General features: G+C 54.9%; 24 protein-coding genes. All 24 read right to left on the bottom strand.

The features are described 5' to 3' along the window. Positions 1 to 7: 7 nt before the first annotated feature. Complete coding sequence (gene rpsH / locus FBY01_RS25700; protein WP_003186040.1) at positions 8 to 400, bottom strand: 30S ribosomal protein S8; 393 nt, start codon at positions 398 to 400, stop codon at positions 8 to 10. Between the two features lie 209 nt (positions 401 to 609). Then, positions 610 to 915 (bottom strand): 30S ribosomal protein S14, encoded by a 306-nt coding sequence (rpsN, locus tag FBY01_RS25705; protein WP_003176414.1) that lies wholly within the window; start codon positions 913 to 915, stop codon positions 610 to 612. 13 nt (positions 916 to 928) lie between these two features. Beyond that, positions 929 to 1,468, bottom strand: a complete 540-nt coding sequence (gene rplE / locus FBY01_RS25710) for a 50S ribosomal protein L5 (RefSeq protein ID WP_003176415.1) — start codon at positions 1,466 to 1,468, stop codon at positions 929 to 931. Between the two features lie 20 nt (positions 1,469 to 1,488). Further along, positions 1,489 to 1,803: a 50S ribosomal protein L24 gene (gene rplX, locus FBY01_RS25715; RefSeq protein WP_003176416.1), complete on the bottom strand. Its 315-nt coding sequence runs from the start codon at positions 1,801 to 1,803 to the stop codon at positions 1,489 to 1,491. 11 nt (positions 1,804 to 1,814) lie between these two features. Then, positions 1,815 to 2,183, bottom strand: coding sequence for a 50S ribosomal protein L14 (rplN, locus tag FBY01_RS25720; protein ID WP_002555479.1), 369 nt, complete (start codon positions 2,181 to 2,183; stop codon positions 1,815 to 1,817). A 23-nt stretch (positions 2,184 to 2,206) separates the two neighbouring features. Continuing rightward, complete coding sequence (gene rpsQ / locus FBY01_RS25725) at positions 2,207 to 2,473, bottom strand: 30S ribosomal protein S17 (RefSeq protein ID WP_003176419.1); 267 nt, start codon at positions 2,471 to 2,473, stop codon at positions 2,207 to 2,209. Positions 2,474 to 2,475: 2 nt separating this feature from the next. Next, positions 2,476 to 2,667: a 50S ribosomal protein L29 gene (gene rpmC, locus FBY01_RS25730; protein WP_008030901.1), complete on the bottom strand. Its 192-nt coding sequence runs from the start codon at positions 2,665 to 2,667 to the stop codon at positions 2,476 to 2,478. Beyond that, entirely contained in the window at positions 2,667 to 3,080 is a 414-nt protein-coding gene (rplP, locus tag FBY01_RS25735; RefSeq protein WP_007896757.1) for a 50S ribosomal protein L16, read from the bottom strand. Before rplP ends, rpmC begins: the two co-directional genes overlap by 1 nt. Positions 3,081 to 3,092: 12 nt before the next feature. Next, positions 3,093 to 3,779, bottom strand: a complete 687-nt coding sequence (rpsC, locus tag FBY01_RS25740; RefSeq protein ID WP_003176422.1) for a 30S ribosomal protein S3 — start codon at positions 3,777 to 3,779, stop codon at positions 3,093 to 3,095. A 13-nt stretch (positions 3,780 to 3,792) separates the two neighbouring features. Next, positions 3,793 to 4,125 (bottom strand): 50S ribosomal protein L22, encoded by a 333-nt coding sequence (rplV, locus tag FBY01_RS25745; protein WP_003103908.1) that lies wholly within the window; start codon positions 4,123 to 4,125, stop codon positions 3,793 to 3,795. Between the two features lie 13 nt (positions 4,126 to 4,138). Then, the gene (gene rpsS / locus FBY01_RS25750) at positions 4,139 to 4,414 is read right to left on the bottom strand and encodes a 30S ribosomal protein S19 (RefSeq protein ID WP_002555486.1); all 276 of its coding nucleotides are present in this window, start codon (positions 4,412 to 4,414) and stop codon (positions 4,139 to 4,141) included. A 16-nt stretch (positions 4,415 to 4,430) separates the two neighbouring features. Further along, the gene (gene rplB / locus FBY01_RS25755; protein ID WP_003176423.1) at positions 4,431 to 5,255 is read right to left on the bottom strand and encodes a 50S ribosomal protein L2; all 825 of its coding nucleotides are present in this window, start codon (positions 5,253 to 5,255) and stop codon (positions 4,431 to 4,433) included. Positions 5,256 to 5,269: 14 nt separating this feature from the next. After that, the gene (gene rplW / locus FBY01_RS25760; RefSeq protein WP_002555488.1) at positions 5,270 to 5,569 is read right to left on the bottom strand and encodes a 50S ribosomal protein L23; all 300 of its coding nucleotides are present in this window, start codon (positions 5,567 to 5,569) and stop codon (positions 5,270 to 5,272) included. Next, positions 5,566 to 6,168, bottom strand: coding sequence for a 50S ribosomal protein L4 (gene rplD / locus FBY01_RS25765; protein WP_007896707.1), 603 nt, complete (start codon positions 6,166 to 6,168; stop codon positions 5,566 to 5,568). Before rplD ends, rplW begins: the two co-directional genes overlap by 4 nt. Positions 6,169 to 6,180: 12 nt before the next feature. Beyond that, positions 6,181 to 6,816 (bottom strand): 50S ribosomal protein L3, encoded by a 636-nt coding sequence (gene rplC / locus FBY01_RS25770; RefSeq protein ID WP_003186059.1) that lies wholly within the window; start codon positions 6,814 to 6,816, stop codon positions 6,181 to 6,183. An 80-nt stretch (positions 6,817 to 6,896) separates the two neighbouring features. Further along, the gene (gene rpsJ / locus FBY01_RS25775) at positions 6,897 to 7,208 is read right to left on the bottom strand and encodes a 30S ribosomal protein S10 (RefSeq protein WP_003186070.1); all 312 of its coding nucleotides are present in this window, start codon (positions 7,206 to 7,208) and stop codon (positions 6,897 to 6,899) included. 156 nt (positions 7,209 to 7,364) lie between these two features. Then, positions 7,365 to 8,558: an elongation factor Tu gene (gene tuf / locus FBY01_RS25780; RefSeq protein ID WP_007896660.1), complete on the bottom strand. Its 1,194-nt coding sequence runs from the start codon at positions 8,556 to 8,558 to the stop codon at positions 7,365 to 7,367. Between the two features lie 31 nt (positions 8,559 to 8,589). Beyond that, positions 8,590 to 10,695 (bottom strand): elongation factor G, encoded by a 2,106-nt coding sequence (fusA, locus tag FBY01_RS25785; protein ID WP_010467261.1) that lies wholly within the window; start codon positions 10,693 to 10,695, stop codon positions 8,590 to 8,592. 30 nt (positions 10,696 to 10,725) lie between these two features. Further along, positions 10,726 to 11,196 carry a 30S ribosomal protein S7 gene (gene rpsG, locus FBY01_RS25790; RefSeq protein WP_002555493.1) on the bottom strand — a complete coding sequence of 157 codons (471 nt, stop codon included), beginning with the start codon at positions 11,194 to 11,196 and terminating at the stop codon, positions 10,726 to 10,728. Between the two features lie 118 nt (positions 11,197 to 11,314). Continuing rightward, positions 11,315 to 11,686, bottom strand: a complete 372-nt coding sequence (rpsL, locus tag FBY01_RS25795; RefSeq protein ID WP_002555494.1) for a 30S ribosomal protein S12 — start codon at positions 11,684 to 11,686, stop codon at positions 11,315 to 11,317. A gap of 216 nt (positions 11,687 to 11,902) precedes the next feature. Continuing rightward, complete coding sequence (gene rpoC / locus FBY01_RS25800) at positions 11,903 to 16,102, bottom strand: DNA-directed RNA polymerase subunit beta' (protein ID WP_007896632.1); 4,200 nt, start codon at positions 16,100 to 16,102, stop codon at positions 11,903 to 11,905. 64 nt (positions 16,103 to 16,166) lie between these two features. After that, complete coding sequence (gene rpoB, locus FBY01_RS25805) at positions 16,167 to 20,240, bottom strand: DNA-directed RNA polymerase subunit beta (protein WP_017341074.1); 4,074 nt, start codon at positions 20,238 to 20,240, stop codon at positions 16,167 to 16,169. Between the two features lie 220 nt (positions 20,241 to 20,460). Beyond that, complete coding sequence (gene rplL, locus FBY01_RS25810) at positions 20,461 to 20,826, bottom strand: 50S ribosomal protein L7/L12 (protein WP_010467258.1); 366 nt, start codon at positions 20,824 to 20,826, stop codon at positions 20,461 to 20,463. An 80-nt stretch (positions 20,827 to 20,906) separates the two neighbouring features. Beyond that, positions 20,907 to 21,407, bottom strand: a complete 501-nt coding sequence (gene rplJ, locus FBY01_RS25815) for a 50S ribosomal protein L10 (RefSeq protein ID WP_145310041.1) — start codon at positions 21,405 to 21,407, stop codon at positions 20,907 to 20,909. Positions 21,408 to 21,505 lie beyond the last annotated feature (98 nt).

The following is a 21,505-nucleotide window of genomic DNA, read 5'->3' on the forward strand; positions in this document are numbered from 1 at the left end:
TCCCCCCTTAGAACACAGTGCAAAGAACTTCGCCGCCGACACCGGCAGCGCGCGCAGCACGATCCGTCATCACACCTTTGTTGGTGGAGACGATAGACACACCGAGACCGCCACGAACTTTTGGCAGATCATCGACGGACTTGTACTGACGCAGGCCTGGACGGCTAACGCGCTTCACTTCCTCGATGACCGGACGGCCTTCGAAGTACTTCAGCTCGATGGACAGCAGTGGCTTGATTTCGCTGCTGATCTGATAACCCGCAATGTAACCTTCGTCCTTCAGGACTTTGGCAACAGCTACCTTCAAAGTAGAAGATGGCATGCTTACGACGGACTTTTCAGCCATCTGGGCATTACGGATTCGAGTTAGCATGTCCGCTAACGGGTCCTGCATACTCATGGGCTAGACGCTCCTAATACAAAAAAATTAGCCTTGCGGCTACTACTTGTCGCCGAGCTCATCCATGCGGAAAAAGCACGGGCTCAGGCGAGCCGGGTATTCTAGACACACCCCACAAATGAATCAAGCCCCAAAAGGGGCTTGATTCAAGTTCAAGGTCACCGGTGGTCAGGATCTTGCGATCCCGAACACCGAGACTTTGATAGTGCTTACCAGCTGGCTTTAACCAGACCAGGTACGTCACCACGCATTGCAGCTTCACGCAGTTTGTTACGGCCGAGGCCGAACTTGCGGTAAACGCCGTGTGGACGACCGGTCAGGCGGCAGCGGTTACGCATGCGCGAGGCGCTTGCGTCACGTGGCTGCTTCTGCAGAGCTACTGTAGCTTCCCAACGTGCTTCTGGACTTGCGTTCAGATCAACGATGATAGCTTTCAGTGCTGCACGCTTTTTGGCGTACTTGGCAACCGTGAGCTGACGCTTCAGCTCGCGGTTTTTCATGCTCATCTTGGCCATTTTCCTACTCCAATCAGTTGCGGAACGGGAATTTGAAAGCACGCAACAGGGCGCGACCTTCATCATCGTTCTTGGCAGTGGTGGTCAGGGTAATGTCCAGACCGCGGAGAGCATCGATCTTGTCGTAGTCGATTTCCGGGAAGATGATCTGCTCTTTTACGCCCATGCTGTAGTTACCACGACCATCGAAGGACTTGGCATTCAGGCCGCGGAAGTCGCGAACCCGAGGCAGGGAGATCGACAGCAGACGATCCAGGAATTCGTACATACGCTCACGGCGCAGAGTCACTTTGACGCCGATCGGCCAACCTTCACGGACTTTAAAGCCAGCGATGGATTTCCGAGCGTAAGTCACAACGACTTTCTGACCGGTGATCTTTTCCAGGTCGGCAACAGCGTGCTCGATGACTTTTTTGTCACCGACAGCTTCGCCCAGACCCATGTTCAGGGTGATTTTGGTAACGCGTGGAACTTCCATCACGTTCGAAAGCTTAAGTTCTTCCTTAAGCTTCGGTGCGATTTCCTTCCAGTAAATCTCTTTTAGTCGTGCCATGGTCTTCTACCTAGCAGTGTTCAAGCATCAACCGCTTTTTGGGTCGACTTGAAGACACGAATTTTCTTGCCGTCTTCTACTTTGAAACCAACGCGGTCAGCCTTGTTGGTTTCGCCGTTGAAAATGGCGACGTTAGAAGCGTCCAGTGGAGCTTCTTTTTCGACGATACCGCCTTGTACGCCCGACATCGGGTTAGGCTTGGTATGACGCTTAACCAGGTTCAGACCACCAATAACCAGACGGTTATTAGCGAGAACCTTAAGCACCTTACCGCGCTTACCTTTGTCTTTGCCGGCGATCACGATGATCTCGTCGTCACGACGAATCTTTTGCATGTCGGATCTCCTTACAGCACTTCTGGGGCGAGCGAGACGATCTTCATGAACTTCTCAGTACGAAGTTCACGGGTCACTGGCCCAAAGATACGGGTGCCGATCGGCTCTTGCTTGTTGTTCAGAAGAACAGCAGCGTTGCCATCAAAGCGGATAATGGAGCCATCAGCACGGCGTACGCCGTGACGAGTGCGGACTACAACAGCAGTCATCACTTGGCCTTTTTTCACTTTACCGCGAGGAATTGCTTCCTTGACGGTAACTTTGATGATGTCACCGATACCAGCGTAACGACGATGGGAGCCACCCAGCACCTTGATGCACATAACACGGCGAGCGCCAGAGTTATCGGCCACATCGAGCATGGATTGAGTCTGAATCATATAATTTCTCCGACCCCTAGTCCTTAGACTTCCACAGCGCGTTCGAGAACATCAACCAGCGCCCAAGACTTAGTCTTGGCCAAAGGACGAGTTTCACGAATAGTGACTTTGTCGCCGATGTGGCACTGATTGGTTTCGTCGTGCGCGTGCAGCTTAGTCGAACGCTTAACGTATTTACCGTAGATCGGGTGCTTAACGCGACGCTCGATCAGAACGGTGATGGTCTTGTCCATTTTGTCGCTGACAACACGGCCAGTCAGCGTACGGACGGTTTTTTCGGCTTCAGCCATGATTACTTACCTGCCTGCTGTTTGAGCACAGTCTTCACGCGAGCGATGTCACGCTTAACTTGCCGGAGCAGGTGAGACTGCCCCAACTGGCCAGTTGCTTTCTGCATGCGCAGATTGAACTGGTCGCGCAGCAGGCCGAGCAGTTGCTCGTTAAGCTGCGGCGCGTCTTTTTCACGAAGTTCATTCGCTTTCATCACATCACCGTCCGTTTAACAAAAGCGGTGGCGAGCGGCAGCTTTGCAGCAGCCAGGGCAAAAGCCTCACGCGCCAGCTCTTCAGAAACGCCCTCGATTTCATACAGGACTTTGCCTGGCTGAATCTGGGCTACCCAGTACTCCACACTACCCTTACCTTTACCCATCCGAACTTCGAGTGGCTTTTTGGAGATAGGCTTGTCCGGGAATACACGGATCCAGATCTTGCCGCCACGTTTAACGTGACGGGTCAGAGCACGACGCGCTGACTCGATCTGACGAGCGGTGAGACGACCACGAGCTACAGACTTCAGCGCGAACTCGCCGAAGCTGACTTTGCTACCGCGCTGAGCCAGACCACGGTTGTGGCCTGTCATCTGCTTGCGGAACTTCGTACGCTTTGGTTGCAACATTTGGCGTACCCCTTACTTAGCAGCTTTTTTACGAGGCGCTGGTGCTTGTGGTTTCAGTTCTTCTTGGCGACCACCAATTACTTCGCCTTTGAAGATCCAAACCTTTACACCGATCACACCGTAAGTGGTGTGAGCTTCGTAGTTGGCATAGTCGATGTCGGCACGCAGGGTGTGCAGTGGCACACGACCTTCGCGATACCATTCAGTACGTGCGATTTCAGCACCGCCGAGACGACCGCTCACTTGGATTTTGATGCCTTTGGCACCAATGCGCATGGCGTTTTGTACAGCGCGCTTCATAGCGCGACGGAACATTACGCGACGCTCCAGCTGCTGAGCTACGCTCTGCGCAACCAACATACCGTCGAGTTCCGGCTTGCGGATTTCTTCGATATTGATGTGCACAGGCACACCCATTTGTTTGGTCAGGTCCTGACGCAGTTTCTCAACATCTTCACCTTTCTTCCCGATAACGATACCTGGACGAGCGGTGTGGATGGTGATACGTGCAGTTTGAGCCGGACGATGGATATCGATACGGCTTACGGACGCGCTTTTTAGTTTGTCTTGGAGATACTCACGCACCTTCAGATCAGCGAACAAATAGTCCGCATAAGTCCGACCGTCTGCGTACCAGACGGAGGTGTGTTCCTTGACGATTCCCAGGCGAATGCCAATGGGATGTACTTTCTGACCCATCTCTTCGACTCCGTTACTTGTCAGCAACCTTGACAGTGATATGGCAAGACCGCTTGACGATGCGATCAGCACGGCCTTTGGCACGTGGCATGATTCGCTTCAGCGAACGCCCTTCGTTGACGAAAACGGTGCTGACCTTGAGGTCATCAACGTCTGCGCCTTCGTTATGCTCGGCGTTGGCTACGGCCGACTCCAGCACTTTCTTCATGATCTCGGCGGCTTTCTTACTGCTGAAAGCCAACAGGTTGAGCGCTTCGCCCACCTTCTTCCCGCGGATCTGGTCGGCGACCAAGCGGGCTTTCTGGGCGGAGATTCGAGCGCCCGACAACTTAGCGGCTACTTCCATCGTTCCTTACCCCTTAACGCTTGGCTTTCTTGTCTGCCACGTGCCCACGATATGTGCGGGTACCGGCAAACTCGCCTAGTTTGTGGCCGACCATGTCTTCGTTCACGAGAACTGGAACATGTTGACGACCGTTATGAACTGCAATGGTCAGACCGACCATTTGTGGCAGGATCATCGAACGACGCGACCAGGTTTTAACTGGTTTGCGATCGTTCTTTTCCGCCGCCACTTCGATCTTCTTCAGTAGGTGAAGATCAATAAAAGGACCTTTTTTCAGAGAACGTGGCACTGTCGTATCCCTCTATTTACTTGCGACGACGGACGATCATTTTGTCGGTACGCTTATTACCACGAGTCTTCGCGCCCTTAGTCGGGAAGCCCCATGGCGATACCGGATGACGACCACCAGAGGTACGACCTTCACCACCACCATGTGGGTGGTCAACCGGGTTCATGGCAACACCACGAACGGTTGGGCGAACGCCACGCCAGCGTTTGGCACCAGCTTTACCCAGCGAACGCAGGCTGTGCTCGGAGTTCGAGACTTCACCCAGGGTCGCGCGGCATTCAGCCAGCACTTTACGCATCTCACCAGAACGCAGACGCAGGGTCACGTAGACACCTTCACGAGCGATCAGCTGAGCCGAAGCACCAGCGGACCGAGCGATTTGCGCGCCTTTACCTGGCTTCAATTCGATGCCGTGTACGGTGCTACCAACTGGAATGTTACGCAGTTGCAGAGCGTTGCCCGGCTTGATCGGCGCCAAAGCACCTGCGATCAGCTGGTCGCCAGCACTCACGCCTTTAGGGGCGATGATGTAGCGACGCTCGCCATCTGCGTACAGCAGCAGAGCGATGTGAGCAGTACGGTTTGGATCGTATTCGATACGCTCGACAGTGGCAGAGATGCCATCTTTGTCGTTGCGACGGAAATCGACCAGACGATAATGCTGCTTATGGCCACCACCGATGTGACGAGTGGTAATGCGACCATTGTTGTTACGACCACCAGTCTTCGATTTTTTCTCGAGCAGCGGTGCGTGAGGAGCGCCTTTATGCAGCTCCTGGTTGACCACCTTGACCACAAAACGGCGGCCAGGGGAAGTCGGTTTGCATTTAACAATTGCCATGATGCACCCCTTCCTTACTCAGCACTGCTGCTGAAATCGAGATCTTGGCCTGGCTGAAGGGAGATAACTGCCTTCTTCCAGTCATTACGCTTGCCCAGACCGCGAGCAGTGCGCTTGCTCTTACCCAGAACATTCAGGGTAGTAACACGCTCTACTTTCACGCTGAACAGGCTTTCGACGGCCTTCTTGATTTCCAGCTTGGTTGCGTCAGTTGCAACCTTGAAAACGAACTGGCCTTTCTTGTCAGCCAGAACCGTAGCCTTCTCGGAAACGTGCGGGCCAAGCAGAACTTTAAATACGCGTTCCTGGTTCATCCCAGCAGCTCCTCGAATTTCTTCACGGCCGACACGGTGATCAACACCTTGTCGTATGCGATCAGACTAACTGGATCGGAACCTTGCACGTCACGTACATCAACGTGTGGCAGGTTACGAGCAGCCAGGTACAGGTTCTGATCAACTACTTCAGACACGATCAAGACGTCAGTCAGGCCCATGCCGGTCAGTTTGTTCAGCAGATCTTTGGTCTTCGGTGCATCAACAGCGAAGTCCTGAACCACAACCAGACGATCAGTACGCACCAGCTCAGCAAGGATGGAACGCATTGCTGCGCGATACATCTTCTTGTTCAGCTTCTGGGTGTGATCCTGAGGACGAGCTGCGAAAGTGGTACCGCCGCCACGCCAGATTGGGCTACGGATAGTACCGGCACGAGCACGGCCAGTACCTTTCTGACGCCATGGGCGCTTACCGCCACCACGAACGTCGGAACGGGTCTTTTGCTGCTTGCTACCTTGACGGCCGCCGGCCATGTAGGCCACGACTGCTTGGTGAACCAGCGTCTCGTTGAATTCGCCGCCAAATGTCAGTTCGGAAACTTCGATCGCTTGAGCGTCATTTACATTTAATTGCATGTCAGCTTCCCCTTAACCGCGAGCCTTGGCTGCTGGACGTACAACCAAGTTGCCGCCAGTAGCGCCAGGAACAGCGCCCTTGACCAACAACAGATTGCGTTCAGCGTCCACGCGCACTACTTCGAGGGACTGCACGGTCACGCGCTCAGCGCCCATATGACCGGACATTTTTTTGCCCTTGAATACACGACCAGGAGTCTGGCACTGGCCGATAGAGCCTGGAACGCGGTGGGACACGGAGTTACCGTGGGTATTATCTTGCCCGCGGAAGTTCCAACGCTTGATCGTACCCTGGAAGCCTTTACCCTTGGACTGACCGGTTACATCAACCAGTTGACCAGCGGCGAAGATTTCAGCGTTGATCAGATCGCCGGCCTGGTACTCGCCTTCTTCAAGGCGGAATTCCATTACGGTACGACCAGCGGCAACGTTCGCTTTAGCGAAGTGGCCAGCTTGAGCGGCTGTAACACGCGAAGCACGACGCTCGCCTACAGTGACTTGCACTGCACGATAGCCATCGGTCTCTTCAGTTTTGAACTGGGTGACGCGATTCGGCTCGATCTCAATGACCGTGACCGGAATGGAGACACCTTCTTCGGTGAAAATACGGGTCATACCGCATTTACGACCGACTACACCAATAGTCATGTTGTAAACCTCATGAGTGTACGGGGCTTTCACCCGCTATGGCCGCCCATTTCAGAGCGTTACACGACTAAGACCGAGTCTTAGCCGAGGCTGATCTGTACTTCCACACCGGCCGCCAGATCAAGCTTCATAAGAGCATCAACGGTTTTATCCGTTGGCTGGACGATGTCCAGTACGCGCTTATGAGTACGGATCTCGTACTGGTCACGCGCGTCTTTGTTGACGTGCGGGGAGACCAGAACGGTGAACCGCTCTTTACGGGTAGGCAGTGGAATTGGACCACGCACTTGAGCACCAGTACGTTTCGCGGTTTCCACGATTTCCTGGGTGGATTGGTCGATCAGGCGATGGTCAAAAGCCTTCAACCTGATACGGATTTGCTGATTTTGCATTGGATTTCAGACTCCGGCTGCTATTCCCACCGAGCGCAATACGCCCGTTAAAAGGAGGCGCAATTCTATAGACGCCCCATATAGGTGTCAACCCAATAAAAAAGCCCCCGCTAAGCGGGGGCTTTTTCAATTCATCAAAGCCAACTCGAAAAGAGCTTACTCGATGATTTTGGCTACGACGCCAGCGCCGACGGTACGACCGCCTTCACGGATAGCGAAACGCAGACCGTCTTCCATTGCGATGGTCTTGATCAGGGTGACAACCATTTTGATGTTGTCGCCTGGCATTACCATTTCAACGCCTTCCGGCAGTTCGCAGTTACCAGTCACGTCAGTAGTACGGAAGTAGAACTGTGGACGGTAGCCTTTGAAGAACGGAGTGTGACGACCGCCTTCTTCTTTGCTCAGAACGTAGACTTCAGCTTCGAACTTGGTGTGCGGCTTGACCGAACCTGGCTTAACCAGAACCTGGCCACGCTCAACGTCGTCACGCTTGGTACCACGCAGCAGAACGCCGCAGTTCTCGCCAGCACGACCTTCGTCGAGCAGCTTACGGAACATTTCAACACCGGTGCAGGTGGTGACAGTAGTGTCACGCAGACCAACGATTTCCAGTGGATCCTGAACCTTGACGATACCGCGCTCGATACGGCCAGTTACAACAGTACCGCGACCGGAGATCGAGAATACGTCTTCGATTGGCATCAGGAACGGCTTGTCGATAACGCGAACTGGATCTGGAATGTAGCTGTCCAGAGTCTCAACCAGCTTACGAACGGCAGTGGTGCCCATTTCGTTGTCGTCTTGGCCGTTCAGAGCCATCAGAGCCGAACCGATGATGATCGGAGTGTCGTCACCTGGGAAGTCGTAAGTGCTCAGCAGGTCGCGCACTTCCATCTCAACCAGTTCCAGCAGCTCAGCGTCGTCAACCATGTCAGCCTTGTTCAGGAAGACAACGATGTACGGAACGCCAACCTGACGGGACAGCAGGATGTGTTCACGGGTTTGTGGCATCGGACCATCAGCGGCCGAGCAAACCAGGATAGCGCCGTCCATCTGAGCAGCACCGGTGATCATGTTCTTCACGTAGTCAGCGTGACCTGGGCAGTCAACGTGAGCGTAGTGACGGATCAGCGAGTTGTATTCAACGTGCGCGGTGTTGATGGTGATACCACGAGCCTTTTCTTCCGGAGCGCTGTCGATTTTGTCGAAAGCAACAACGGCCGAACCGAAAACTTCGGAGCAGACGCGAGTCAGAGCAGCGGTCAGCGTGGTTTTACCGTGGTCGACGTGACCGATGGTGCCAACGTTGACGTGCGGGAGGGTACGGTCAAATTTTTCTTTAGCCACGACAATTAACTCCTAGCCTAAAGGGGCTGAATCAGCCTTGTTTTTTGGTAACGGTTTCGACGATGTGCGACGGAGCCGTATTGTATTTTTTGAATTCCATAGAGTAGCTTGCGCGACCTTGGGACATGGAACGGACGTCAGTTGCATAACCGAACATCTCGCCCAGCGGAACCTCAGCACGAATTACTTTGCCGGAGACCGTGTCTTCCATACCCAGGATCATGCCGCGACGACGGTTAAGGTCGCCCATCACGTCACCCATATAGTCTTCAGGTGTAACAACCTCTACCGCCATGATCGGCTCAAGCAACTCACCACCGCCCTTCTGGGCCAGTTGCTTGGTTGCCATGGAAGCAGCCACCTTAAACGCCATCTCGTTCGAGTCGACGTCGTGGTAAGAACCATCAAACACGGTAGCCTTCAGGCCGATCAGCGGATAGCCGGCCACAACGCCGTTCTTCATCTGCTCTTCGATACCCTTCTGGATAGCCGGGATGTATTCCTTAGGAACCACACCACCCACTACTTCGTTCAGGAATTGCAGACCTTCCTGACCTTCGTCAGCAGGAGCAAAACGAATCCAGCAGTGACCGAACTGGCCACGACCGCCGGACTGACGAACGAACTTGCCTTCAATTTCGCAGCTCTTCGTGATGCGCTCACGGTACGAAACTTGTGGCTTACCGATGTTGGCTTCGACGTTGAACTCACGGCGCATCCGGTCAACCAGGATGTCCAGGTGCAACTCGCCCATGCCGGAGATGATCGTTTGACCAGTCTCTTCATCAGTCTTGACGCGGAAAGATGGATCTTCCTGAGCGAGCTTGCCCAGAGCGATGCCCATTTTTTCCTGGTCATCCTTGGTCTTAGGCTCTACGGCAACCGAAATAACCGGCTCCGGGAAGTCCATGCGAACCAGGATGATTGGCTTGTCAGCGTTGCACAAAGTCTCACCAGTGGTGACGTCCTTCATGCCGATCAAGGCCGCGATGTCACCAGCGCGTACTTCCTTGATTTCTTCACGGGCGTTTGCGTGCATTTGCACCATACGACCCACACGCTCTTTCTTGCCTTTAACCGAGTTGATCACGCCGTCGCCGGAGGCCAACACGCCCGAGTAAACTCGAACGAAGGTCAAAGTACCCACGAATGGGTCGGTAGCGATCTTGAACGCCAGAGCCGAGAACGGCTCGCTGTCGTCTGCGTGACGCTCCATTTCCTTGGTCTCGTCATCCGGGTCTGTACCCTTGATGGCAGGAATGTCGGAAGGAGCAGGCAGGTAGTCGATCACGGCGTCGAGAACCAGGGGAACACCCTTGTTCTTGAAGGAAGAACCGCAAACAGCCAGAACGATCTCACCAGCGATAGTACGCTGACGCAGAGCGGCCTTGATTTCCGCGTTGGTGAGTTCTTCACCTTCGAGGTACTTGTTCATCAGCTCTTCGCTGGCTTCAGCCGCAGCTTCAACCATATTGCCGCGCCACTCGTCAGCCAGCTCCTGCAGTTCTGCAGGGATAGGCTTGCGAACTGGAACCATGCCTTTGTCAGAATCATTCCAGTAAACAGCTTCCATAGCCATCAGGTCGATCTGACCCTGGAAGTTGTCTTCGGAACCGATAGCCAACTGGATTGGAACCGGGGTGTGACCCAGACGCTGTTTGATCTGACCGATCACGCGCAGGAAGTTCGCACCAGCACGGTCCATCTTGTTTACATAAACAAGACGTGGAACGCCGTACTTGTTGGCCTGACGCCATACGGTTTCCGACTGAGGCTCAACACCCGAGGTGCCGCAGAACACAACGACCGCGCCGTCGAGAACACGCAAGGAACGTTCAACTTCAATAGTGAAGTCAACGTGGCCCGGGGTGTCGATGACGTTGAAGCGATACTGGTCTTTGTGCTGCTTCTCGGAACCCTGCCAGAAGGCGGTAATAGCAGCAGAAGTAATGGTAATACCACGCTCCTGCTCCTGCACCATCCAGTCTGTGGTCGCGGCGCCGTCATGCACCTCGCCCATTTTGTGACTTTTGCCAGTGTAAAAAAGGACGCGCTCGGTGGTGGTGGTTTTACCAGCATCCACGTGAGCAACGATACCAATGTTACGGTAGCGATTAATCGGTGTAGTACGAGCCATAAAGCCCTCGCAAAATTAGTGACGCTAAAATTAGAAGCGGTAGTGCGAGAAAGCCTTGTTGGCTTCAGCCATACGGTGCACGTCTTCACGCTTCTTAACTGCAGCACCTTTGCCTTCAGCAGCGTCCAACAGTTCGCCAGCCAAACGCAGAGCCATAGACTTCTCGCCGCGCTTACGGGCGAAGTCTACCAACCAGCGCATTGCCAGAGCGTTACGACGGGACGGACGAACTTCGACCGGAACCTGGTAAGTGGCACCGCCTACACGGCGCGACTTTACTTCGACCAGCGGAGCGATGGCGTCGAGAGCTTTCTCGAAGATTTCCAGGGGATCGCTGTTCTTGCGTTCTTTAACCTTTTCCAGCGCGCCATAAACGATACGCTCGGCAACGGCTTTCTTGCCGCTTTCCATTACGTGGTTCATGAACTTGGCCAGGATCTGGCTGCCGTATTTTGGATCGTCAAGCACTTCGCGCTTGGCTGCTACGCGTCTTCTTGGCATGGATAAGCCCTCAAACGGTCTTCAGGTTCGCTCGGAATCGGTGCCCTTTCGGGACGCCTCCGACCTTACTCTTATCGACTCAGAAAAATAGAAAATCAGTTCTTACAAAAAGCCGCTACTACTTAGGCTTCTTGGTACCGTACTTCGAACGACCCTGGTTACGACCTTTAACGCCGGAAGTATCCAAAGAACCGCGTACGGTGTGGTAACGAACACCTGGCAAGTCTTTTACACGACCGCCGCGGATCAGTACCACGCTGTGCTCTTGCAGGTTGTGGCCTTCACCGCCGATGTACGAGGAAACCTCGAAACCGTTGGTCAGACGCACACGGCATACTTTACGCAGTGCCGAGTTAGGTTTTTTCGGCGTGGTGGTATACACACGGGTGCATACGCCACGACGTTGCGGGCAGTTCTGCAGCGCAGGCACGTCGGATTTCTCGACGATACGCTTACGCGGCTGACGTACCAGCTGGTTGATAGTTGCCATCTACTAGCTCCACTGTTGTCTTGCGACGCTATTGTCTTGCAAGAAAAGCAAAATGGCAGGAACGAATTCCCGCCAAATTTAGGGGTACAAGAGTCTAAAGAGGATCTTGTCCCCAGTCAAGGCAAGGCCCCGACCTCCCCGCTCATCCAACCTCGACAAATTGTCTCGATTCGATGAACGGAACGACCGGGGCCCCACACTCATTTACCGCAGAACTCAGTTACCGCTCGAGTTCAGTGCTTCGGTCAGTGCAGCTTCCACTTCACTGGCGCTAACGCGCAACGGTTTGTCAGCATCACGGCGGCGCTTGCGCTCGCTGTGATAAGCCAGACCGGTACCGGCCGGGATCAGACGACCCACGACTACGTTTTCTTTCAGGCCGCGCAGGTAATCGCGCTTGCCGGTTACCGCCGCTTCGGTCAGTACGCGAGTGGTTTCCTGGAAGGAAGCCGCCGAGATGAACGATTCGGTGGACAACGACGCCTTGGTGATACCCAGCAGCACGCGAGTGAACTTGGAAACGAATTTCTCGTCGCCAGCCAAACGCTCGTTCTCTACCAGAACGTGAGTCAATTCCATCTGGTCGCCCTTGATGAAACTGGAATCGCCGGATTCAGCGATTTCAACTTTACGCAGCATCTGACGCAGGATGGTCTCGATGTGCTTATCGTTGATCTTCACGCCTTGCAGACGATAAACGTCCTGGATCTCGTTCACGATGTACTTGGCCAGCGCACTCACACCCAGCAGACGCAGGATGTCGTGTGGATCGCTTGGGCCGTCGGAGATAACTTCGCCGCGGTTTACCTGTTCGCCTTCGAAGACGTTCAGGTGACGCCACTTCGGAATCAGCTCTTCATACGGATCGCTACCGTCGTTCGGGGTAATGACCAGACGGCGCTTGCCTTTGGTCTCTTTACCGAACGCGATGGTGCCGCTGACTTCAGCCAGAATCGAGGCTTCTTTCGGACGACGGGCTTCGAACAAGTCGGCAACACGCGGCAGACCACCGGTGATGTCACGGGTTTTCGAAGTCTCTTGCGGAATACGAGCGATAACATCACCGATCGCGATTTTCGCGCCGTCCGCTACACCGACCAGGGCGTTAGCAGGCAGGAAGTACTGAGCAATTACGTCGGTACCCGGCAGCAAGAGATCCTTGCCGTTGTCATCAACCATCTTCACAGCAGGACGGATATCTTTACCGGCAGCTGGACGGTCTTTGGCGTCGAGTACTTCAATGTTGGTCATACCGGTCAATTCGTCAGTCTGACGCTTGATCGTGATGCCTTCTTCCATGCCCACGTAGGTCACGGTACCTTTCATTTCGGTAACGATTGGGTGAGTGTGCGGATCCCACTTGGCCACGATTGCGCCAGCGTCGACCTTGTCACCTTCTTTAACCGAAATCACAGCACCGTACGGCAGCTTGTAACGCTCGCGCTCACGACCGAAGTCATCAGCGATCGCCAGCTCACCGGAACGGGACACAGCAACCAGGCAACCATCCACTCGCTCAACGTGTTTCAGGTTATGCAGACGGACGGTACCGCCATTCTTCACCTGAACGCTATCAGCTGCGGAGGTCCGGCTTGCCGCACCACCGATGTGGAACGTACGCATGGTCAGCTGGGTACCCGGCTCACCGATGGACTGGGCAGCGATAACGCCGACCGCTTCACCGATGTTCACCTGGTGACCACGAGCCAAGTCACGGCCGTAGCATTTGGCGCAAATGCCATAGCGGGTTTCGCAGCTGATCGGCGAACGCACGATCACTTCGTCGATGCTGTTCAGCTCGATGAACTCGACCCACTTCTCGTCTACCAGCGTGCCGGCAGGAACGATGATTTCTTCGGTACCTGGCTTGAACACGTCACGAGCAATGACACGACCCAATACGCGCTCACCCAACGGCTCGACAACGTCACCGCCTTCAATGTGCGGAGTCATTACCAGGCCATGTTCGGTGCCGCAATCGATCTCGGTCACAACCAGATCCTGCGCCACGTCTACCAGACGACGAGTCAGGTAACCGGAGTTCGCAGTTTTCAACGCGGTATCCGCCAAACCTTTACGAGCACCGTGAGTGGAGATGAAGTACTGAAGTACGCTCAAACCTTCACGGAAGTTCGCAGTAATCGGCGTTTCGATGATGGAACCGTCCGGCTTGGCCATCAGACCACGCATACCGGCGAGCTGACGGATCTGCGCAGCAGAACCCCGTGCGCCCGAGTCGGCCATCATGTACATCGAGTTGAAGGACTCTTGGTCGACTTCGACGCCATGACGGTCGATGACTTTCTCTTTCGAGAGGTTGGCCATCATCGCCTTGGAAACTTCGTCGTTCGCCTTGGACCAAAGGTCGATCACTTTGTTGTACTTCTCGCCCTGGGTTACCAGGCCGGAGGCGTACTGACTTTCGATCTCTTTCACTTCGTCGGTAGCAGCACCGATGATGCGGGCTTTTTCATCCGGGATAACGAAGTCGTTAACACCGATGGAAACGCCGGAGATGGTCGAATAAGCAAAACCGGTGTACATCAACTGGTCAGCGAAGATCACGGTCTCTTTCAAACCAACCACGCGGTAGCACTGGTTGATCAGCTTGGAGATCGCCTTTTTCTTCATCGGCTGGTTGACGACGTCGTATGACAGGCCAGGTGGAACAACCTGGAACAACAGCGCACGGCCGACAGTGGTGTCGACGATACGGGTGTTCTTGACGCTGCCACCATCACGATCGTTGACGGTTTCGTTGATCCGCACTTTGACCTTGGCGTGCAGCGCGGCTTCGCCGGCACGGAACACACGGTCAACTTCTTGCAGATCCGCGAACACACGACCTTCGCCTTTGGCGTTGATCGCTTCACGAGTCATGTAGTACAGACCCAATACAACGTCCTGCGACGGAACGATGATTGGCTCACCGTTGGCTGGCGACAGAATGTTGTTGGTCGACATCATCAACGCACGCGCTTCCAGCTGGGCTTCCAGTGTCAGCGGTACGTGCACGGCCATTTGGTCGCCGTCGAAGTCGGCGTTGTACGCAGCACAGACCAGAGGGTGCAGCTGGATAGCCTTACCTTCGATCAGTACCGGTTCAAACGCCTGGATACCCAGACGGTGAAGGGTCGGTGCACGGTTGAGGAGAACCGGGTGTTCACGGATCACTTCAGCGAGAACGTCCCAAACCTCTGGCAGCTCGCGCTCGACCATCTTCTTGGCAGCTTTGATGGTGGTAGCGAGACCACGCATTTCCAGCTTGCCGAAGATGAACGGCTTGAACAGCTCGAGGGCCATTTTCTTCGGCAGACCGCACTGGTGCAGACGCAGGGTCGGACCTACGGTAATTACCGAACGACCGGAGTAGTCAACACGCTTACCGAGCAAGTTCTGACGGAAACGACCTTGCTTACCCTTGATCATGTCAGCCAGGGATTTCAGAGGACGCTTGTTCGAACCGGTGATAGCGCGGCCACGACGACCGTTGTCGAGCAGTGCATCGACAGCTTCCTGCAACATACGCTTTTCGTTGCGCACGATGATGTCCGGAGCGGACAGATCGAGCAGACGCTTCAAGCGGTTGTTACGGTTGATCACTCGACGATACAGATCGTTGAGGTCGGAAGTCGCGAAGCGACCGCCATCCAGCGGGACCAGTGGACGCAGATCTGGCGGCAGAACCGGCAGAACGGTCAGCACCATCCATTCTGGAAGGTTGCCGGAACCCTGGAAGGCTTCCATCAACTTCAGACGCTTGGACAGCTTTTTGATTTTGGTTTCGGAGTTGGTTTGCGGAATTTCTTCGCGCAGACGGCCAATCTCGTGTTCCAGGTCGATAGCGTGCAGCAGTTCACGGACAGCTTCGGCACCCATGCGGGCATCGAAATCGTCGCCGAACTCTTCCAGCGCTTCGAAGTACTGCTCGTCGTTGAGCAGCTGACCTTTTTCAAGGGTGGTCATGCCTGGATCGATAACGACATAGCTCTCGAAATAGAGAACGCGTTCGATATCACGCAGGGTCATGTCCATCAGCAAGCCGATACGCGACGGCAGCGATTTCAAGAACCAGATGTGGGCAACTGGCGAGGCCAGTTCGATGTGCGCCATGCGCTCACGACGAACTTTAGCCAGCGCGACTTCAACGCCGCACTTCTCGCAGATCACGCCACGGTGCTTCAAGCGCTTGTACTTACCGCACAGGCACTCGTAATCCTTTACCGGGCCAAAGATCTTGGCGCAGAACAGGCCGTCACGTTCAGGTTTGAACGTACGGTAGTTGATGGTTTCCGGCTTTTTAACTTCACCGAACGACCACGAACGGATCATCTCAGGCGATGCCAATCCAATACGGATGGCGTCGAACTCTTCGACTTGACCCTGGTTTTTCAGCAAATTCAGTAGGTCTTTCAAGGCCTTTCCTCCTGGCGGAGCAGAGAGCGGGCAATCCTGCCCCGCTCTCGATTCGCGTCACGTGTTATTCGGTTTCCAGATCGATATCGATGCCGAGGGAACGAATTTCCTTGATCAACACGTTGAAAGACTCGGGCATGCCCGGCTCCATACGGTGATCGCCATCCACGATGTTTTTGTACATCTTGGTACGGCCGTTCACATCGTCCGACTTCACTGTGAGCATTTCTTGCAGAGTGTAAGCAGCACCGTATGCTTCCAGTGCCCAGACCTCCATCTCCCCGAAACGCTGACCACCGAACTGCGCCTTACCACCCAGCGGCTGCTGGGTAACCAGGCTGTACGAACCGGTAGAACGAGCGTGCATCTTGTCGTCTACCAAGTGGTTCAGCTTCAGCATGTACATGTAGCCAACAGTAACCGGGCGCTCGAACTTGTTGCCGGTACGGCCGTCGGTCAGCTGCATCTGGCCGCTTTCTGGCAGGTCTGCCAGTTTCAGCATGGCCTTGATTTCGCTTTCCTTGGCGCCGTCGAACACTGGAGTGGCCATTGGAACGCCGCCACGCAGGTTCTTCGCCAGATCCAGGATTTCCTGGTCGGAGAAGCTATCCAGATCTTCGTTACGACCGCCGATCTGGTTGTAGATCTCGTCGAGGAATTTACGAAGCTCAGCGACTTTGCGCTGCTCTTCGATCATCCGGTTGATCTTCTCGCCCAGACCTTTGGCCGCGAGGCCCAGGTGGGTTTCAAGGATCTGACCAACGTTCATACGCGAAGGTACGCCCAGCGGGTTGAGGACGACGTCGACCGGAGTGCCATTGGCATCGTGCGGCATGTCTTCAACCGGCATGATCACGGAGACCACACCCTTGTTACCGTGACGACCGGCCATCTTGTCGCCCGGCTGGATGCGGCGACGGATTGCCAGGTAAACCTTGACGATTTTCAGCACGCCTGGAGCCAGGTCATCGCCCTGCTGCAGTTTGCGCTTCTTGTCTTCGAACTTGTCGTCCAGCAGACGGCGGCGATCAACGATGTAGGCCTGAGCCTTCTCAAGCTGCTCGTTCAGAGCATCTTCAGCCATGCGCAGTTTGAACCACTGACCATGCTCAAGACCGTCGAGAACTTCGTCGGTGATGTCCTGACCTTTCTTCAGGCCGGCGCCGCCTTCGGCTTTGTGGCCGACCAGAGCGGAACGCAGACGTTCGAAAGTGGCGCCTTCAACGATACGGAACTCTTCGTTCAGGTCCTTGCGGATCTCGTCGAGTTGAGTCTTCTCGATCGACAGTGCACGAGCATCACGCTCAACGCCGTCGCGGGTGAAGACCTGTACGTCGATGACGGTACCCTTGGTGCCGGTAGGCACGCGCAGGGAGGTGTCTTTAACGTCGCTGGCTTTTTCACCGAAGATGGCACGCAGCAGTTTTTCTTCCGGAGTCAGCTGGGTCTCGCCTTTCGGAGTGACCTTACCAACCAGGATGTCGCCTGCGCCTACTTCAGCACCTACGTAAACGATACCGGCTTCGTCCAGCTTGTTCAGTGCAGCTTCACCCACGTTCGGGATGTCTGCAGTGATTTCCTCTGGCCCAAGCTTGGTGTCACGCGCCACACAGGTCAGTTCCTGAATGTGGATCGTGGTGAAGCGATCTTCCTGAACCACACGCTCGGACAGGCAGATGGAGTCTTCGAAGTTGAAGCCGTTCCATGCCATGAACGCGATGCGCATGTTCTGACCCAGAGCCAGCTCACCCATATCGGTGGACGGACCGTCGGCCATGATGTCGCTACGCTGAACCCGATCACCTTTACGCACCAGCGGACGCTGGTTGATGCAGGTGTTCTGGTTGGAGCGGGTGTACTTGGTCAGGTTGTAGATGTCGACACCAGCTTCGCCGGTTTCAACTTCGTCATCAGCAACTCGAACCACGATACGGCTGGCGTCGACGGAATCGATAACGCCACCACGACGAGCCACGACGCAAACGCCGGAGTCACGGGCTACGTTACGCTCCATCCCGGTACCGACCAGCGGCTTGTCAGCGCGCAGAGTTGGTACAGCTTGACGCTGCATGTTCGAACCCATCAACGCACGGTTGGCGTCGTCGTGCTCAAGGAACGGGATCAGCGACGCAGCAACCGAAACTACCTGCTTCGGCGATACGTCCATCAAGGTGACGTCTTCAGGCGCCTTGACGGTGAATTCGTTCAAGTGACGAACAGCTACCAGCTCGTCGATCAGGACTTTCTTGTCGTTCATCGTGGCCGAAGCCTGAGCGATCACGTGATCAGCTTCTTCGATGGCGGACAGGAACACGATCTCGTCGGTGACCAGAGCGTCTTTCACCACACGGTACGGGCTCTCGAGGAAGCCGTACTGGTTGGTGCGCGCATAGGCAGCCAGGGAGTTGATCAGACCGATGTTCGGACCTTCCGGCGTTTCAATCGGGCATACACGACCATAGTGAGTCGGGTGTACGTCACGAACTTCAAAGCCAGCACGCTCACGAGTCAAACCGCCAGGGCCGAGTGCAGACACACGACGCTTGTGGGTGATCTCGGACAGCGGGTTGTTCTGGTCCATGAACTGGGAAAGCTGGCTGGAACCGAAGAACTCTTTCACCGCCGCAGCCACTGGCTTGGCGTTGATCAGGTCTTGCGGCATCAGGCCTTCGCTTTCAGCCATCGACAGACGCTCTTTGACCGCACGCTCAACACGTACCAGGCCAACGCGGAACTGGTTCTCGGCCATTTCGCCTACGCAGCGAACACGACGGTTACCCAAGTGGTCGATGTCATCGACGATGCCTTTACCGTTACGGATGTCGACCAGAGTCTTCAGTACCGCGACGATGTCTTCTTTGCACAACACGCCCGAACCTTCGATCTCGGTACGACCGATACGACGGTTGAACTTCATCCGGCCGACCGCAGACAGGTCATAGCGCTCAGGGCTGAAGAACAGGTTGTTGAACAGAGTCTCGGCAGCGTCTTTGGTTGGCGGCTCGCCTGGACGCATCATGCGATAGATCTCGACCAGCGCTTCCAATTGGTTGCTGGTGGAGTCGATCTTCAGAGTGTCGGAGACAAACGGACCGCAGTCGATATCGTTGGTGTACAGAGTTTCGATGCGAACAACCTGGGCCTTGGCAATTTTTGCCAGGATCTCGGTGTTCAACTCGGTATTGCACTCTGCCAGGATTTCGCCGGTTGCCGGATGCACGATGGCCTTGGCGGTAGTGCGACCCAGGACGTATTCCAGAGGCACGTCCAGGGTCTTGAGACCGGCTTTTTCGATCTGGTTGATGTGGCGCGCAGTAATACGGCGACCAGCCTCAACGATGACCTTGCCCTTCTCATCCTGAATATCAAGAACAGCGATTTCACCACGCAGACGCGAAGCAATCAGTTCCAGACTGAGGGTTTCGCCGCTCAGGTGGAAAACGTTGGTGGTGTAGAACGCGTCGAGCACTTCTTCAGTGGTATAGCCGAGCGCGCGCAGCAGGACCGATGCAGGCAGCTTGCGACGACGGTCGATACGCACGAACACGCAGTCTTTCGGGTCGAACTCGAAGTCCAGCCACGAACCGCGGTAAGGAATGATGCGCGCGGAGTACAGCAGTTTGCCGGAGCTGTGCGTCTTGCCACGGTCGTGGTCGAAGAACACGCCCGGGGAACGGTGCAGCTGGGAAACGATTACACGCTCGGTACCGTTGATTACGAAGGTACCGTTCTCAGTCATCAGGGGGATTTCACCCATGTAGACTTCTTGCTCTTTAATGTCCTTGATCGCTTTGTTCGACGATTCTTTGTCGAAAATGATCAGGCGCACTTTTACCCGCAAAGGTACGGCGTAAGTCACACCGCGCAATACGCATTCTTTGACATCAAATGCCGGTTCGCCCAGGCGATAACCGACGTACTCCAGCGCAGCATTGCCGGAGTAGCTGATGATCGGGAAAACGGATTTGAAGGCCGCATGCAGGCCCACGTCGCGGAACTGATCTTTAGTCGCTCCCGCTTGCAAGAATTCACGATACGAATCCAGCTGGATGGCCAGGAGGTACGGCACATCCATGACGTCCGGCAACTTGCTAAAGTCCTTGCGGATACGTTTTTTCTCAGTATATGAGTAAGCCATCAGCGTTCCCCAGCTTGGTCACCTGCTTGTTTGGCCCCTCCCGACGGGAGCAGCCAGAAAATCGTGCAAACCCCATGGTTTGCGCCACCGCATCGGGTGGTTACAGCTCGTTACCAGCACCGACCCAGTCGGCTGCCAATAACGGAAAAAGGCCGGTGGCAAGAGCCACCAGCCATCAGCCTTTCGCTTAACGCTCGGGCTGGAGGAGCAAAGTCGATGCTTACTTCAGCTCGACTTTAGCGCCTGCTTCTTCCAGAGTGGCTTTGGCTTTGTCAGCTGCGTCTTTCGAAACAGCTTCCAGTACCATGCCAGGAGCGCCGTCAACTACTGCCTTGGCTTCTTTCAAGCCCAGACCGGTCAGTTCACGTACTGCCTTGATGACGTTAACTTTCTTCTCGCCAGCTTCCAGCAGCATGACGTTGAATTCAGTTTGTTCTTCAACAACAGCAGCGACAGCAGCTGGACCAGCGGAAGCAGCGGCAGCAGAAACGCCGAACTTCTCTTCCATGGCCTTGATCAGCTCAACGATTTCCAGAACGGATTTTTCGCCGATTGCTTCGATGATTTGGTCGTTAGTCAGAGACATGACTATAAATTCCTGTATTGGGGTGACAGCCTACGCGGCCGTCGAAATAAACAATAAACGCTGAAAGGTGTCGCTCAGCCTTAGGCTGCAGCGGCTTCTTTCTGGTCGCGAAGAGCCGCCAGAGTACGAGCCAATTTGCTGGTTGCGCCTTGAATCACGCTCATCAGCTGAGAAATTGCTTCGTCACGGGTCGGCAGGCTTGCCAGTACGTCGATCTGATTAGCCGCGAGGAACTTGCCCTCGAACGCAGCTGCCTTGATCTCGAACTTATCCTGACCTTTTGCGAACTCTTTGAAGATACGAGCAGCAGCGCCCGGATGTTCTTTGGAGAATGCAATCAAGGTCGGGCCAGTGAACACGCCGTTGAGCACGTCATATTGAGTGCCAGCAACGGCGCGCTTGAGCAGGGTGTTACGTACAACACGTACGTAAACGCCAGCTTCACGAGCCTCTTTACGGAGTCCGGTCATAGCGCCTACTGTTACGCCACGGGCATCAGCCACGACAGCGGACAGAGCAACTTGGGCAGCCTTGTTGACTTCAGCGACGATGGCCTTCTTGTCTTCAAGTTTAATTGCCACGGGAAAAACTCCTGCTTGTTACCGTTTCATCCAACCGAGGCCAGATGTCGTTTTGGTGTCTGATTCGGTAAGGAACCGGGAGCACCATCTGCGTAGGC

Origin of the sequence: Pseudomonas sp. SJZ077 (genome assembly GCF_007993905.1) — a bacterium.
GTDB classification, from domain to species: Bacteria; Pseudomonadota; Gammaproteobacteria; order Pseudomonadales; family Pseudomonadaceae; genus Aquipseudomonas; species Aquipseudomonas mandelii.